Genomic DNA, 14,807 nt, shown 5'->3' with positions numbered 1-14,807 from the left:
CCCGAGCGCCATGACGGGGCAGGCTGCGGCAGCGCCCGCACCCGTGCGTATTGCCCCTTCGGGGTCGCCCACGGATTGAATTGAGAAACAATATCTTACTCATTCGCCCCAAAAAATTGAACTTCCCCATTCCCGCGTAGCCTAATTCACTGTGAACAAAGCTTCTGCTGCGATGCGCGAGCCATTGTTCTCCATCCACTTCGGCTTCTCCTCTTCCCCTCCCTATTGAAGTGGATGTTTTTGGGACACCTGCATGGGTGTCCCATTTTTATGCCCGTCCGCACCGCCACCATACTGGCAAAGAAAGTATGCTTGAGACTCCTCGCATACTAAACGCCGCTACACATGGATATCGGGCACGTGGTATTTGGCCTCGCCGGCCTGCTCGCACTGGTTTCGTTCATGCCGCCCCTCGCGGGCAGGCTCAGCTTGCCCTATTCCGTACTCCTTGCCATCGTTGGCATTGTGCTGGGCCTCATCATTCACGTGCACAGCTGGGCGCCGGTCGTCATGTCCGACTTCCTCGACTCCCTGCAGAACTTCGAAGTTTCTTCCGAGACTTTCCTGTTCGTCTTCCTGCCCATCCTGTTGTTCGAAACTGCGCTGGCGCTCAACGTGCGCCGCCTGCTGGACGACATCGGGCCCATCCTTATGATGGCTATCGTCGCCGTCGTGGTCTGCACCGTCGCAGTCGGCATGTCGCTGAGCATGGTGTCGGATTACGGACTGGTGGTGTGCCTGATGCTGGGCGCCATCGTTGCCACCACCGATCCGGCCGCCGTGGTAGGCGTTTTTCGCGATGTTGGCGCGCCCAAGCGCTTGACCACGCTGGTCGAAGGCGAATCCTTGTTCAACGACGCCGCGTCCATCGCGCTCTATACAGTGCTGCTGTCGGTCATTTTCAGCGGCGGGCCTATCTCCACGGGCAAGATATTCTCCAGCTTTGTCGTCAGCTTCCTGGGCGGCGGGTTGGCGGGCCTGCTCATGGGTCGGCTGGCCAGCGGGCTGTTCATTGCGTTGCGGGGTTGGCCTACAGCCGAGATCACCCTTACCATCGCGCTGGCCTATCTCGCGTTCTATATCTCCGAGCACTATCTGGGTGTATCCGGCGTGGTGGCAACCGTGATTGCAGGCTTGGTCGTGGGCACCACAGGGCGCACCCGCATGTCGCCGGCCACCTTCGAACAGTTGGCTGCCGCGTGGGCACAGTTGGGTTTCTGGGCTAACTCGCTGATCTTTGTGTTCGCGGCCATGCTCATCCCCAGGATGATGGCCGACATCAGTTGGACCCAGGTATTGTTGATCGTGCTGTTGTTTGCGGTCACCCTGATGGCGCGCGGCTTCATGGTATTTGGCATGCTGCCGCTGCTGGGCCTTACGCGCTTCGGCACCAAGGTAAGCCGCTCGTATCGCATCGTGATGTGGTGGGGCGGGCTGCGCGGCGCTGTATCGTTGGCATTGGCGTTAGCGGTAACGGAACAGCACAACGTGCCTTATGAAGCACGTCAGTTCATCGCCGTGGCCACCACTGGTTTCGTGCTGCTGACCCTGTTCGTCAATGGCACAAGCCTGCGGCCGCTCATCCGCAAACTGCGGCTCAACGAACTACCGCTGCTGGAGCGCGTGCTGCGCAATCAAGCCGTTGTGGTCGCGCTGGAGGACATACGCGAACACACCGCCGAGATCGCACGCCAAGAGCACCTGGGCGATAACGCGCGCAACAGTGTGGACGCGGTGTTCGACGCTACCCAAGCCAGCATTGACGGCGGCGAGCTCGTGCGCCTGACGGTGGACCAGAAAGTGGCGATCGGGCTGGGCATACTGGCTGCTCGCGAAGAAGAAATGTTCTACGACACGCTCAAGGCGCAGGTTGTGGACTGGCGCGCAGCCGAATCCCTGCTAGCGCGCGCGGAACGCATGAGCGACGCCGTGCGTGCAGGCGGGCTGGCAGGTTTTCATTCGGCCGTTGCGGCAGACCTTCGCTATTCGCCAGCCTTCAGGATGGCCTTGCGCGTGCATTACCTGTTCGGTTTCCAGGGTTGGCTGGCCAGTGAACTGGCCAAGCGTTTCACCAACCTGATGAGCAAGCGCACCGTGGCACGCCACATCGTGGAGTTTGCACAGAAAGAAGTCACCCCGCTGCTGGGCGATGAGGCCACCGTCATGATCACCGACGTACACAGATTCCGCCTGGCCCAGATCGACCATGCCCTGCAGGCCATGAGCCTGCAGTATCCCAAGTTCGCCCTGTGGCTCCAGGAAGCCTACCTGGGCCGCATGGCGCGGGCCCTGGAGCGCCTGCGCTACCGCGACATGCTGTCGCAGTTTCTGATCACAGGTGAAATGTATGCAGACTTGATCAAACAAACAGAAGCGCGCTGGGAGCACGTGCAACAACGCCCCAGCCTCGACATCGCCATGACCGCGGCGGACTTGATCAAGCGCGTGCCTATGTTCGACAGGCTGCCGCAGGAGAAGATCCAGGCGCTGTGCAAAGTGCTCAAGCCCAGGCTAGCAGTGCCCGACCAGGAAATTACGATGCAGTTCGGGCGCTACCGGGCTATGTACATCGTCGCCTCTGGCGCGGTCACACTGCACCTGCCCGACCACTCCACCGTCGAGCTCGGCACGGGTGAAATCTTTGGCGAAATCAGCCTGGCAACTGGTTCGACGTTTGAGCTGAAGGCAACCTCGCTAGGCTACAGCCGCCTGCTGATGTTGCGCGAAAAAGATTTCAACACGCTGCTGGAGCGCAACCCTGCGCTTAAAGAGCGCATCGACACCATCGTGAAGCAGCGCCTGCGCGCGCTGGAGGTATGGCGCGAGTTCCAGTCGGGCGAACGTCAGCACGAGCCGCTGCCCGAACTGAATGAGCCACCCGGGAATGCATCGCCGGCGAGCGATGAGACGGCCATTGGCTGGCCGGCGAACCCGTCTTCAAGCGATGAAGCCGTCGTAAACAAGCTGTGACGCCAGGCGGCGTGGCACTGCCATTGGCCGCGCCACAGCCTCAACAACAAACGGCGGCAACCACCGCTTACATCAGCTGTTTGAGATCGTGCGCGATGTCTTCAGGCGACGCATTGTTGCTGATCAGCACCCGCGCTTCGCCCTTCTTGTCCAGCACGTAATACGACGCCGCGTGGTCCATGGCGTACTGGTCGGGCGCAGCGCCCTTGGCTTTGGCGTAAAAGGCCTTGAATGATCTTGCCGTGTCAGCAGTCTGCTGTGGCGTGCCGCGCAGGCCCACGAAAGCCGGATTGAATGCCTTGACGTAGGCATCGAGGATTTCAGGCGTGTCGCGGTCCGGATCCACCGTGATCATCAGCACCTGTACCTGGCCGGCATTGCTACCCAGCGTCTCCACGGCCTGGCCCAGCGTGACCATTGACGTTGGGCAGACATCGGGGCACTGCGTATAGCCAAAGAAAACCACTGTTACCTTGCCTTTATAGTCGGCCAGTGTACGTAGCTGGCCGGCAGTATCCTGCATGGCCATATCCTTGCCCAAATGCGTGCCCGATATATCCGTGCCGCGAAACGCCGGCGGTTTTTCACCGCAGGCTGCCAGCCCGGTGGCTAACACTACGGTGGCAGCGGCCAGAAGACGGCGCCCCTGAGAAAACCTGCTATTGAACCGAGACATGAAACCTTCCACTACAAAAAACCGGGGATGCGCCCTTGGGCGCACGAGGGTCATACCAGCGCCAACCAGTGGTCTGCCAGCAAGGCTGCGAACAGGAGCGCCAGATACAAGATAGAGAAACGAAACAGCGTGCGCGAGAGCGCGTCGGAATAATTGCGATACAGGCGCCATGCGTACGCCACAAAGGTGCCGCTGAGTACAACAGCGCAGGCAAGATAGAACAGCCCGCTCATGCGCACGACAAAGGGCAGCATGGTTGCGGCGAAGAGTGTCAGGCTGTAGAGCAGGATGTGCAGGCGCGTGAATGACTGGCCATGCGTGACAGGCAGCATTGGCAGCCCCGACTTGGCATAATCGTTGTTGCGGTAGAGGGCCAGTGCCCAGAAATGCGGCGGCGTCCAGATAAAGATGATCAGGACGAGTATCCATGCCTCGGCCGGCACCGCGTCAGCTACCGTAGCCCAGCCCAGCGCCGGCGGCATGGCGCCCGACAAGCCGCCGATGACAATGTTTTGCGAGGTGCGGGGCTTGAGAATGACGGTATAGATGATGGCATAACCCACGAAAGTGGCAAACGTGAGCCACATGGTGAGCGGGTTGACCAACGTGTAGAGCACCAGCATGCCCAGGCCGCCCAACAGGCCCGAAAACATGAGCACCTGAACATTGCTGATCGTGCCGCGGGCCGTGGCACGCCGCGCGGTGCGCAGCATGCGAGCGTCGATTTCTTGTTCGATCAGGCAGTTAACAGCAAACGCGGCAGCGGCGAGCAGCCAGATGCCCACAGTGCCAGCCAGCACGCGCCATAGGTCGGGCATGCCCGGCGTGGCAAGAAACATACCGATCACGGCGCAAAATACAGCTAGTTGCGTAACACGCGGCTTGGTGAGCACCAAGTACTGCCGCAGCAGCGACTGGTGAGAAAGAGTGGCGGTAGTCATGACGCTATTTTAGCCTCCCCGGCCCGTGAAACCCGCACCATCAACGTAACGGTGGCCAGTGTCAGCCCGGCCGCGCCACCATTGTGCAATACCGCGATCAGCAGCGGCCACTGAAAGAAGATTGTGGTCAGGCCTGTGAGCAGCTGCACAAACAGCAGCGCGAGCAACAGGCGGGCTGGCCCACGCAGGCCGGGTATGGCCTGCAGGCGCAGTGCCAGCGCAGCCATATACACAAACACCACAAACGCGAAATTACGATGCACCCAATGAATAGCCGTGAGCGCTTGCTGGGAGATCATCTCCCCCGATGGCAGCACGCCCAGGCCGCGCACCAGCGAATAGCCGCCCTGGAAATCCATCTCGGGCACCCATTGCCCATGGCAGGTGGGAAAATCCATGCAGGCCAGCGCCGCATAATTGGTACTGACCCAGCCACCCAGGGCGATCTGTATAAACAACAGCACCAGAGCGCCGGCAATCCAGGGGCGCCAACGCAGCGCGAATGCCGGCACCGAATCGTGCGTTTTCTCGCGGGCGGCCAGCCAGGTCATCAGCCCCAGCAGCAGCATGCCGCCCAACAGGTGCGTAGTGACCACAAGCGGCATGAGCTGGTGTGTGACCGTCCAGGCGCCAAACGCGCCCTGCACGCACACGGCCACCAGCGTCCAGGCCGCCAGCCGAGGCGTATGCCCCAGCTCGCGGCGATAGCGCCAGGCCATGTACACGATGGCAATGATGAGCATGCCCAGGATGGACCCCGCGTAGCGGTGGATCATCTCGATCCAGGCTTTGGAATGGCTGACCGCGCCATAGGGCATGGACGCCAGCGCCTGCTCGATATGCTCGCTGGCGCCGAACGGCGTGACATTGCCGTAACAACCCGGCCAGTCCGGGCAGCCCAACCCGGAATCAGTCAGGCGCACGAACGCCCCGAACATGATCAGGTCCAGCGTCAGAAACCACGTCAGGAAAACCGTCTTGCGATAGCGCTGCAAAATGCGGGACATGCGTGAATCAGCCTATGCGTGAATTGCGGATCAACTTGCGCAGGTCGTCGCGTACGGCGGTCGGCTCCGCATCGGCTGGGTATTGCATCATCAGGTTGCCCAGCGGGTCGATGATCCACATTGGCTGCTTGAGAGCCGCCTCGCGCTCCGCAGGCGTGGCATCAGGCGCCAGGAAGGCCGCCAGGCGGTCTGGGTGCACACGCACCATGTGCGTACCCTGGTATGCCTCAAGCACTTGCTCAGGAACCTGGCCATCATCCAGCACAAACCATACGCGCGATAAACGCTCCACCTCCTTGCCCTGGCTGGCGTGCGAGTTGCGCAGAATGAACAGTTTGCGCACGCACGATTCCGGGCAGGCTGCGGCGTCGGCGCTTACCAGCACCCACTGCCCCTTCAGGCTCGCCAGATCAAAGGCTTCACCCTGCAGCGTCTTGAGCGGCAGTGCAGTGGCAGCCGGCATCGGGCGCTGTGGGTCAACCAAGGAGCCATAATTGGTATGGCCCTCGGGGCGCAAGCCCAAGGCCGGCACGTAATAAGCCAACAGGGCAAATGCAATGGGCGCAAGGCAGATCAAGACGATCAGGTACAGCGGCAGCATCGAGCGCTGTCGCGGCGCGCCTTGCGAAGGCTGGGAGTTCGTGCTGGACACAATGGATCCTTGTAAAGTCAGGGTTTGCGCGCCCGGCGCAGGGCGCGCCAGGCGATGGTGAGCCACGCCCCGGCAGCAATGGCGGCAAAGCCAAACCATTGCAGCGCATAGCCGCGGTTCTGGTCGGCGTCCAGTGAAGGCTGGGGCCAGTCGCGAACCAATACAGGTTGGTTCGTTGATGAAGCCGCGCTGTCTTGCGGCGCAGTCTGCGCCAGCACGGCTGGCAACAATTTTAAACCCGTAGCAGCTTGGTAGTCGGCTAAGTCTAGATTCTGAAGCACGGGCAGGGTGCCATTGTCGCGCGGCAGCCGCACGGGCAGCCCTGCGCCGCCGCCGGCCCATGATGCCAACTCGAACAGGCGCGGTACGCGCGCCAGCAGTTCGCCCTGTATGGTGTGCTCGCCCGAACCGGGTGCAATGGCATCGGCGCGCAGCGCGTCAGCCTCGGCCCCAAAGGCATTCGACCGCGCAGCCGGGCGCTGAGCAGCCGACGCCTCTTGAGGCTGCTGCACCGACGGCTGCCCGGCCTGCCCAACTGGCCCAGGGCCGCCAAAGCGGGGTAGCCAACCGCGCAATACCAACACGGCTGTACTTTCGTGCGCGTGCAGCAGCAGTGGTGTTGCCACCCAGTAGCCGGGACGCCCTTCATGATTGCGATTTTCCAGCAACACCGTTAGCTCAGGCCGCCATGTGCCGCGCACGCTTGCCGGCCGCCAGGGCTGCAGCGCGGCAGGCGGCGTGGCCGCGTCCAGCACCAACGGCGCTGCGGCGCGGCCTGCTTCAATGCTTGCACGCAAGGCGGTGCGCTCGGCGGCGCGCCGCAACTGCCAGTTTCCCAGCGCCACAAACACGGCTGCCATCACGGCCAGCACTATCAGCGCGGCCAGTGTGCGAGAACGTATGTGTGGGCGTACCATGTCTGTGATAATTCAAATTTCTCGGAGGCAAATAATGCGCATCATCGTCATCTTGGTTTTCCTGGGCATTATCGGGAGCCTGGGCTCCGCCCTGGTTTACCTGATGCGCGACAAGGGCGGTACCAACCGCACCGTCAATGCGCTGACTGTGCGCATCGGCCTCTCGATTGCGCTGTTTCTTTTTGTGCTGTTCGCGCACCATATGGGCTGGATCGACAGCACCGGCATCCCAGGCCGCTAGGCTGTATACGCTACGCAGCACAAAGGCCGGCGGCGCCGGCCTTAGCGTGTGAAATGCCCGCCGCCCCAAGGGCGGCAACCGGTTGCCCGTCAGAACCAGTATACGAACAAATACAGGCCCAGCCACACAACGTCGACAAAGTGCCAGTACCAGGCCGCGCCTTCGAAACCGAAGTGATGGTCGGCTGTGAAGTGGCCCCTGATCAGGCGCACGAGAATAACAGTAAGAAAGGTGGCGCCCAGAATCACGTGGAAGCCATGGAAGCCCGTCAGCATGTAAAACAGCGACCCATAAGCACCTGAATTGAACCGCAGGTTCAGGTCGGTGTAGGCATGGTGGTACTCATACGCCTGGCACGCCACGAATGATGCGCCCAGAATGACGGTGAGCGCCAGCCAGAAGATCGCCTTGCCGCGGTTGCTGGCACGCAGCGCATGGTGCGAAATCGTAAGCGTCAGCCCCGACGTCAGCAGCAGCGCGGTGTTGATGGTGGGCAGCCAGAACGGGCCTACGGTCTGGAATTCGGGTACCGTACCGGCCGGGCCGAAGTTCGGCCAGGCGCCGCTGAAGTTTGGCCACAGCAGCGTTTGGTGATCCAGGTCGCTGAGCCAGGGCGTCGTGACTTCGCGCGCATACCACAGCGAACCGAAGAAAGCGGCAAAGAACATGACCTCGGAAAAGATAAACCAAGCCATGCTCCAACGGTAGGAGTGATCGACGCGCGCGCTGTTCAGGCCGCCTTCGGATTCGCGAATCGCATCGCCGAACCAGCCATACAACACGGTGAACAGGCCCAGAATACCGACCAGGAACAGCCAGAAGCCAACCTGTGAGCTGTTGATCCACATCGCCGCGCCCAACAGTGTGAGCAGCAAGCAGAAACTTGCACGAACCGGGTGTTTCGAATCGGCCGGCACGTAATAGTAAGGTGCCTCTTTCCCCTGAGCCGAGTGACTTGCACTCATGGTGTTCTCCTGCGAATGTTCGAATAATTTAATGTTTCAGGCCAGACTGGACGTCAGCCAGCGTGCAATCAGGACCAGCCCCACCACAAACACCACTGCGGCAATGACGCCCGCAATGATGAGGTGCACCGGGTTCAGGCTGGAGATATCCTCGTTGTAGCCCTTGCCCTTGCGCACCCCGAAAAAACCCCACGCTACCGCCTTCATCGTCTGGAAGAAATTAAGCTTGCGCCGCGCGAGGCGGTTGATGTCATCGGTCATACCAATCAACCGCCGGTGCCCACGCCGCGCCAGACCGCCCAGACGACTACCGCGATCACCACCAGCACCAAAACAAGTGCAGTGTTGCGATTCTTGCGGCGTTGTTCAGGCGTCATGGCTGCTCCTTTATTTCACGATGGGTGGTTCGACAAACGTATGGAAGGGCGCGGGCGAGGGCACCGTCCACTCCAGGCCCGTAGCGCCTTCCCAGGGTTTGGCGGGCGCCGGATCGCCATGGCCGCGCCAGGCTTTGACGGCGATGTACAGCAGCAGCAGCTGCGACAGGCCGAACCAGAACGCGCCGATCGAGGCGATTTCGTTGAAGTTGGTGAACTGGGCGGCGTAGTCCGCATAGCGACGGGGCATGCCGGCCAAGCCCAGGAAGTGCATGGGGAAGAAAGTGAGGTTGAACGAGATCATGCTCGACCAGAAGTGGACCTTGCCCAGTTTCTCGTCATACATGCGGCCCGTCCATTTAGGCAGCCAGTAATAGGCGCCCGCGAACATCGCGAACAGCGAGCCCGCCACCATCACGTAATGGAAGTGCGCAATTACGTAGTAAGTGTCGTGCACCGCGATATCGATGGGCGCCACGGCCAGGATCAGGCCGGTGAAGCCGCCGATGGTGAACACGAAGATGAAGCCAACCGCGAACAGCATGGGCGTTTCAAATGTGAGCGAACCGCGCCACATAGTGGCCACCCAGTTGAACACCTTCACCCCGGTGGGGATGGAGATCAGCATGGTGGCATACATGAAGTAGAGCTGACCGGTGACAGGCATGCCGGTAGCGAACATGTGGTGCGCCCACACCAGGAAGGACAGGATGGCGATGGCGGCGGTGGCATACACCATGGAGGCATAGCCGAACAGCGGCTTGCGGGCGAAGGCCGGAATCACGGCCGACACGATCCCGAAGGCCGGCAGGATCATGATGTAGACCTCGGGGTGGCCGAAGAACCAGAACACGTGCTGGTACAGCACAGGATCGCCCCCGCCTGCCGCATTGAAGAACGAGGTGCCAAAGTGGCGATCCGTCAGCAGCATCGTAACGGCGGCGGCCAGCACGGGCATCACGGCAATAAGCAGATACGCCGTGATCAGCCAGGTCCAGCAGAACAACGGCATCTTCATGAGCGTCATGCCGGGCGCGCGCATATTCAATACTGTAACGATGATATTGATCGCCCCCATGATGGACGACGCACCCAGGATGTGCACGGCAAAGATGGTGAAATCCATGCCAGGCCCCATCTGCAGCGTCAGCGGCGCATACATCGTCCAGCCGGCGGCATTGGCCCCCCCTGGCACGAAGAACGACACCGTCATCAGAATGGCGCCGATCGGCAGCAACCAGAAGCTGAAGTTGTTCATCCGCGCAAACGCCATGTCGGACGCCCCGATTTGCAGCGGAATCATCCAGTTGGCGAAGCCCACGAACGCCGGCATGATCGCACCAAAGATCATGATCAGGCCATGCATGGTGGTGAACTGGTTGAACAACTCAGGCTGGAAGAACTGCAGCCCCGGCGCAAACAGCTCCGTGCGTATCAGCAACGCCAGCACACCGCCCTCGAGCAGCATGCAAAACGAAAACAACAGATACATCGTGCCGATGTCTTTGTGGTTGGTGGCAAACAGCCAACGCCGCCAACCATGCGGCTTGTGATCGTGGTGATCTTCGTGCCCGTGACTCGCCGGGACGTGATCGGCGGTAACACTGCTCATTGTGTACTCCTTCCTGCTCCACCAGGCGGGCTGTGGATGGCGCCGCCCTTCAGAAAATCGTTGAAATTCGTATTTACCTGCGCCGCATCAACGCTGCGCGGTGACATCCTTGGGCTGCACGACCGGATCGGTACCCTTGCCCGCATTACCCCAGGAATTGCGGGTGTAGGTGATGACGGCGGCGATCTCGACGTCATTCAGTTGATCCTTGAACGCTGCCATGGCAGTACCTGGGGCGCCGTTGAGCACGGTGTGGATCTGATCTTTCTTGGCGCCCATGACGATCTTGCTGCCGTCGAGCGCAGGGAAGGTGTTGGGCAGGCCTTTGCCGTTTGCCTGGTGGCAGGCGACACAGGTGGTAGCGTAGATCTTCTCACCACGAGCCATCAGCTCGTCCTTAGTCCACGCTTTATTGGGATCGTCCGCCACCGCGGACATGGCCTTTTTCTGCTCGGCGGCCCACTTATCATAGTCTGCCTGGGATACGACGTCGACCACGATGGGCATGAAGGCGTGATCCTTGCCGCAGAGTTCCGCGCACTGGCCACGATAGGTGCCGATCTTTTCGGCGCGGAACCAAGTATCGCGCAAGAAGCCCGGGATGGCATCCTGCTTCACGCCGAACTCAGGCACCATCCAGGAGTGGATGACGTCGTTGGCTGTGAGCACGATACGTACTTTCTTGTCGACCGGCACGACCAGCGGGCGGTCGACTTCCATCAGGTAGAGGTTGCCCTTGGGCGCCTTGCCTTCGATTTGATCGCGCGGCGTTGCCAGGTTGGACAGGAACTTCACCCCCTGTGCCGAGCCATCGAGGTATTCGTAACCCCACTTCCACTGATAGCCGGTAACTTTGACGGTGAGGTCGGCGCTGCTGGTGTCTTTCATGGCCACCACCGTGCGCGTGGCTGGCAGCGCCATGCCGATGACGATCAGGAAAGGGATGACCGTCCAGGCGATTTCGATGCCGACGTGCTCGTGGAACTTGGATGCCACAGCGCCGCGCGACTTGCGGTGATAGATGATGGAATAAACCATCACCCCAAATACAACGACGAAAATCACCGCACAGATGATCATCATCATCCAGTGCACCCACATGATGTCCCGGGAAATTTCCGTGACACCTTCGTGCAGGTTGAGCTGGTTGACTCTTGGGCCTCCCGGCATATCCTGGACTTGCGCCTGCGCCATGCCTGCCATCAGCAATGCACTCGCCCCGGACCACCCTCTCCACTTCTTCATGCTGACCTCGATTACGGCGTGTCTTCACCAAAGGTTGATTCTGGTCAAAGGTTGCTGACGAAATCAACCCGGGAGAACACTGAATTATTGGATGGCAGGCTTAAAATTAGTATTGCTGGGAATACCTGCTCGAATTTACGTAAAGACCGCCGGAATTATAGCGAACTCACATTCGCTGTGGGGTTTTAGCATCGGTGGCAGTATGGTTGCCGCCCGATTCGGCATCACCGCACACCCATGCATACACTACAATTACGGCATGAATTCCCTTCCCGCTAGCGCGCTCGACGGCTTGGCCGTGCGTCAGCGCAAGCTCGCTCCGCGCATACAACAATTGCCACCCATCGGCTGCCGGCCGCTTACCGTGGCGGGCCGTGTTGCGGGCTGGATCACCGCGCGAGCCACAGATTGCCTGCGTGGGCTGCCGGGTGTGCGCATCGAACACGAAGCCGTACGTATCAACGCCGCCCCCCACGAGCGTATGCGCCTGGACGCAGTACTGGAGCGGGTCGCCACAACACTGCGCGATAACGATTGCCTGCGTGCATGGCGCAATGAATTGCTCGATGTGTATGGCGAAGGCCGTCGTCTGGGCGTCATTGAACGCGCCGCCGTTCGCCCGCTCGGCCTGCTGACCAAGGCCGTGCATCTTAATGCCTGGTCGAGCGATGGCCGGCTGTGGGTAGCGCGGCGCGCGCTTACCAAGGGCACCGATCCCGGCATGTGGGATACCCTGGTGGGCGGCCTCGCCAGCGCCGCCGAAGATCTCGACACCTCGCTGTTGCGCGAAAGCCACGAAGAAGCGGGCCTGAACGCCCCTGACATCAGCCGTCGTGGTGCCTTGCGCATGGTTGTGCGCATCCATCGCCGCCTGCCCGAAGGCTATCAGGTCGAAGACGTGCTGGTGAGTGACTGCGTGCTGGCCGACGGCATCCGCCCTGCCAACCAAGACGGAGAAGTCAGCGATATAAGGCTGGTATCAGTCAAAGAACTGTGGTCCATGATTGAAGCCGACGCCTTCACACGCGAAGCCGAGGCCTCCATACTGGACAGCCTGATGCATCGTATGCCAGGCCGCAGTGCGGCCTGATACGCCGTCTCAGTGCACCGGCCGGTTCGGCCGCCTTGGGGCTGATACGTACGATTACCGCAAGCTCTACAGATACTCGCCAAACCAGGCCAGGGTGCGTCGCCACCCGTCCTCGGCCGCATCTTTGCGATAGGTGGGCCGATAGTCGGCGTGAAAAGCGTGGCCCGCCTCAGGGTAAATATGAAAGCGGCTGTCGGCGGCGGCCTCCGAGCCATCCATCAGTTTCATCTCCATCACCTCGACAGACATGACGGGGATGCCCGTATCTTTTCCACCGTATAGCCCCAGGACAGGCGCTTTCAGCGCGCCGATCACGTCCACGGGTTGCTTGGGGTGCAGGTCGTCGGAGCGGCCATCCAGGCGGCCATACCAGGCCACCCCCGCTTTCAGGCCCGGGCGGTGCGCCGCATAAAGCCACACAATACGTCCGCCCCAGCAAAAACCTGTGATGGCCACCCGGCTGGTATCAGCGCCATTGACACCGGCCCAGGCGGCTGACGCATCGAGATCGGCCATGACTTGTGCGTCGGGTACTTTGCTTACGACTTCCTGAAACAAGGGCGCAATCTCGGTGTATCGCGATGGGTCGCCCTGGCGAAAGAACAATTGCGGCGCAACAGCCATATAACCTTGGTGTGCCAGGCGGCGGCAGACATCCTTGATGTACTCGTGCACGCCGAAAATCTCATGCACCACCAATACCAGCGGCAACCCCGTCTTGCCTGCCGGCATGGCATAGTAGGCGGGCAGCTTTCCGTCTTTCGCGGGCACGTCCACCATCCCCGTCTCCAGCCCGGTATCGGGCGTCTTGACCACGGTGTCAGCGCACACCGGCCCCGCCGCCAGGGCGAAACCGCTCGCCAGCGTGCCAGCGATGAAACCCCGGCGATCCAACCGCAGCGCGGGGCGCAGGCTATCAAGCTCCGACGCAAAATCCAAACCTTGAAACTGCTTCATCATGATCCCCTTTGTTGAGGTTGGGTTTCAACTGATACCACCGGAACGCACCGGTGAAATAGAACCGACTCAACCTCGCCTCGGCAGCCAGTTACCCAAGCCAATATCAGTATGCAAGCTACCTTCCACTAAATCGGCGAGCCGTTTCAGTGTCGCGTCAGTCGGCGAAGCTGGATGCATGAGAGTCCACTCATGAAGGAGGCACCATCGATACGTACCTCCCATTCGTAGGCATCTATTCGATGTCACGTCGCGAATGGATCGCCATCGTAGTAAGCAAGGGCTTAGGCACCGTCTTGATTTTTTTGGCGGCGGATGGCTCGCTGCACTTCGCAGCGGGGGGCGAGCGGCTTAAGCGCCTGGCCTGCTTATCGCAGCGTCTCGGCTCAAAACAGGAACCACAAGGCCTTTTACCCTGAAGCAGCCGCACTCTGCGCCGCAGCCACCGTCGCCGCTGCATGCTCTGCCACCCGGGCGAGCTTGCGCGATTCCTTCATGACGGTCGTCGCATACCCCCGCGCATTCCCCGAATATTTCGCAAGCGCCTTGGAAAGGTTCCCGTCCGCCTGGTCGAGGTACTCCTCCAGAATATGCGCCCCCACGCGAATATTCACCGCCGGGTCAAACAGCGACTCCGATGGCTGGACCTTGTCCCGATGCCACCGGCGCACCACCTGCATCAAGCCTTGCGCGCCGTAGCTGCTTTGAACATTCGGCCGCAATGCGCTTTCCTTTTGAAGGATTGCAATGATCAGCTCTGGCTCCAGCCCCTCGCGCTTGTCCGCTTCCGCCCAGGCGAGATTCACATACTTACGCACCGTGTTCGGCGACTTGCGCCATTTTGCCGCCAGATACTTTGTTTGCGCCTGCTTGCTGGCCTCATCAGCCAGCGACTGCAGTGCCTCTTCCGCCAACCCGTCCTTGTCAGGCTCGGGCAGCGTTGCACTGTCGGGTAGATCAAGGTAAGCCACTTGCGTCGCAGCAGATGCATAGTTATCGGCCGGGGATCGCTCTGCGGCGAGCAGCGCTTGCGGCGCGAGCATGCCGCCTGCCACACAGAGTGCGGCAAGCAATCGGCGACGATGTGCGCGCAGCGTCACGCTGCGAATGGAAATGAATACGTTCGAATGGCTATGGTTGACGATCATCGGCCCAGG

14 protein-coding genes are annotated in these 14,807 nt (G+C 60.8%); 3 read left to right on the top strand and 11 right to left on the bottom strand.

The genetic code is table 11. The features are described from left to right. Nucleotides 1-345: 345 nt before the first annotated feature. On the top strand, nucleotides 346-2,970 hold the full coding sequence (locus LOL23_RS04725; protein ID WP_237173223.1) for a cation:proton antiporter: 2,625 nt from the start codon (nucleotides 346-348) through the stop codon (nucleotides 2,968-2,970). Nucleotides 2,971-3,037: 67 nt separating this feature from the next. Here LOL23_RS04725 and LOL23_RS04720 read toward each other — a convergent pair whose 3' ends face one another. The 5 genes from LOL23_RS04720 to LOL23_RS04700 all read right to left on the bottom strand — a co-directional run bounded on the left by LOL23_RS04720 (nucleotide 3,038) and on the right by LOL23_RS04700 (nucleotide 7,163). Beyond that, nucleotides 3,038-3,646, bottom strand: a complete 609-nt coding sequence (locus LOL23_RS04720) for an SCO family protein (protein WP_237173222.1) — start codon at nucleotides 3,644-3,646, stop codon at nucleotides 3,038-3,040. Nucleotides 3,647-3,696: 50 nt separating this feature from the next. Continuing rightward, entirely contained in the window at nucleotides 3,697-4,587 is an 891-nt protein-coding gene (gene cyoE, locus LOL23_RS04715) for a heme o synthase (protein WP_160977739.1), read from the bottom strand. Continuing rightward, nucleotides 4,584-5,594: a COX15/CtaA family protein gene (locus LOL23_RS04710; protein ID WP_160977737.1), complete on the bottom strand. Its 1,011-nt coding sequence runs from the start codon at nucleotides 5,592-5,594 to the stop codon at nucleotides 4,584-4,586. The genes cyoE and LOL23_RS04710 overlap by 4 nt, the downstream gene beginning before the upstream one ends. Before the next feature lie 7 nt (nucleotides 5,595-5,601). Then, nucleotides 5,602-6,195, bottom strand: a complete 594-nt coding sequence (locus tag LOL23_RS04705) for an SCO family protein (RefSeq protein ID WP_237173322.1) — start codon at nucleotides 6,193-6,195, stop codon at nucleotides 5,602-5,604. Between the two features lie 68 nt (nucleotides 6,196-6,263). Beyond that, nucleotides 6,264-7,163: an SURF1 family protein gene (locus LOL23_RS04700; protein ID WP_160977735.1), complete on the bottom strand. Its 900-nt coding sequence runs from the start codon at nucleotides 7,161-7,163 to the stop codon at nucleotides 6,264-6,266. 34 nt (nucleotides 7,164-7,197) lie between these two features. Between LOL23_RS04700 and LOL23_RS04695 the strand changes: the two genes are divergently transcribed. Next, a complete protein-coding gene (locus LOL23_RS04695) occupies nucleotides 7,198-7,404 on the top strand; it encodes a twin transmembrane helix small protein (RefSeq protein ID WP_160977733.1) in 207 nt (68 codons plus the stop codon). Nucleotides 7,405-7,493: 89 nt separating this feature from the next. Here the strand turns inward: LOL23_RS04695 and LOL23_RS04690 are convergent, their stop codons facing one another. The 4 genes from LOL23_RS04690 to coxB all read right to left on the bottom strand — a co-directional run bounded on the left by LOL23_RS04690 (nucleotide 7,494) and on the right by coxB (nucleotide 11,603). Then, nucleotides 7,494-8,369, bottom strand: a complete 876-nt coding sequence (locus LOL23_RS04690; protein ID WP_160977731.1) for a cytochrome c oxidase subunit 3 — start codon at nucleotides 8,367-8,369, stop codon at nucleotides 7,494-7,496. 36 nt (nucleotides 8,370-8,405) lie between these two features. Continuing rightward, nucleotides 8,406-8,630: a DUF2970 domain-containing protein gene (locus LOL23_RS04685; protein WP_160977729.1), complete on the bottom strand. Its 225-nt coding sequence runs from the start codon at nucleotides 8,628-8,630 to the stop codon at nucleotides 8,406-8,408. A 126-nt stretch (nucleotides 8,631-8,756) separates the two neighbouring features. After that, a complete protein-coding gene (gene ctaD / locus LOL23_RS04680) occupies nucleotides 8,757-10,358 on the bottom strand; it encodes a cytochrome c oxidase subunit I (protein WP_160977727.1) in 1,602 nt (533 codons plus the stop codon). An 87-nt stretch (nucleotides 10,359-10,445) separates the two neighbouring features. Continuing rightward, nucleotides 10,446-11,603, bottom strand: coding sequence for a cytochrome c oxidase subunit II (gene coxB / locus LOL23_RS04675; RefSeq protein WP_160977725.1), 1,158 nt, complete (start codon nucleotides 11,601-11,603; stop codon nucleotides 10,446-10,448). 259 nt (nucleotides 11,604-11,862) lie between these two features. Between coxB and LOL23_RS04670 the strand changes: the two genes are divergently transcribed. Next, nucleotides 11,863-12,693 carry an NUDIX hydrolase gene (locus LOL23_RS04670; protein WP_160977723.1) on the top strand — a complete coding sequence of 277 codons (831 nt, stop codon included), beginning with the start codon at nucleotides 11,863-11,865 and terminating at the stop codon, nucleotides 12,691-12,693. Nucleotides 12,694-12,759: 66 nt separating this feature from the next. On the opposite strand, the gene LOL23_RS04665 is transcribed toward LOL23_RS04670, so the two are convergent. Both LOL23_RS04665 and LOL23_RS04660 read right to left on the bottom strand, forming a co-directional pair. Beyond that, nucleotides 12,760-13,650, bottom strand: coding sequence for a dienelactone hydrolase family protein (locus LOL23_RS04665; RefSeq protein ID WP_237173221.1), 891 nt, complete (start codon nucleotides 13,648-13,650; stop codon nucleotides 12,760-12,762). Between the two features lie 410 nt (nucleotides 13,651-14,060). Beyond that, nucleotides 14,061-14,798 (bottom strand): lytic transglycosylase domain-containing protein, encoded by a 738-nt coding sequence (locus LOL23_RS04660; RefSeq protein ID WP_237173220.1) that lies wholly within the window; start codon nucleotides 14,796-14,798, stop codon nucleotides 14,061-14,063. Nucleotides 14,799-14,807: the final 9 nt, after the last annotated feature.

Source organism: Paracandidimonas lactea (genome assembly GCF_021653995.1).
GTDB lineage: Bacteria > Pseudomonadota > Gammaproteobacteria > Burkholderiales > Burkholderiaceae_B > Allopusillimonas > Allopusillimonas lactea.
This window is presented reverse-complemented; position numbering and strand designations above follow the sequence as displayed.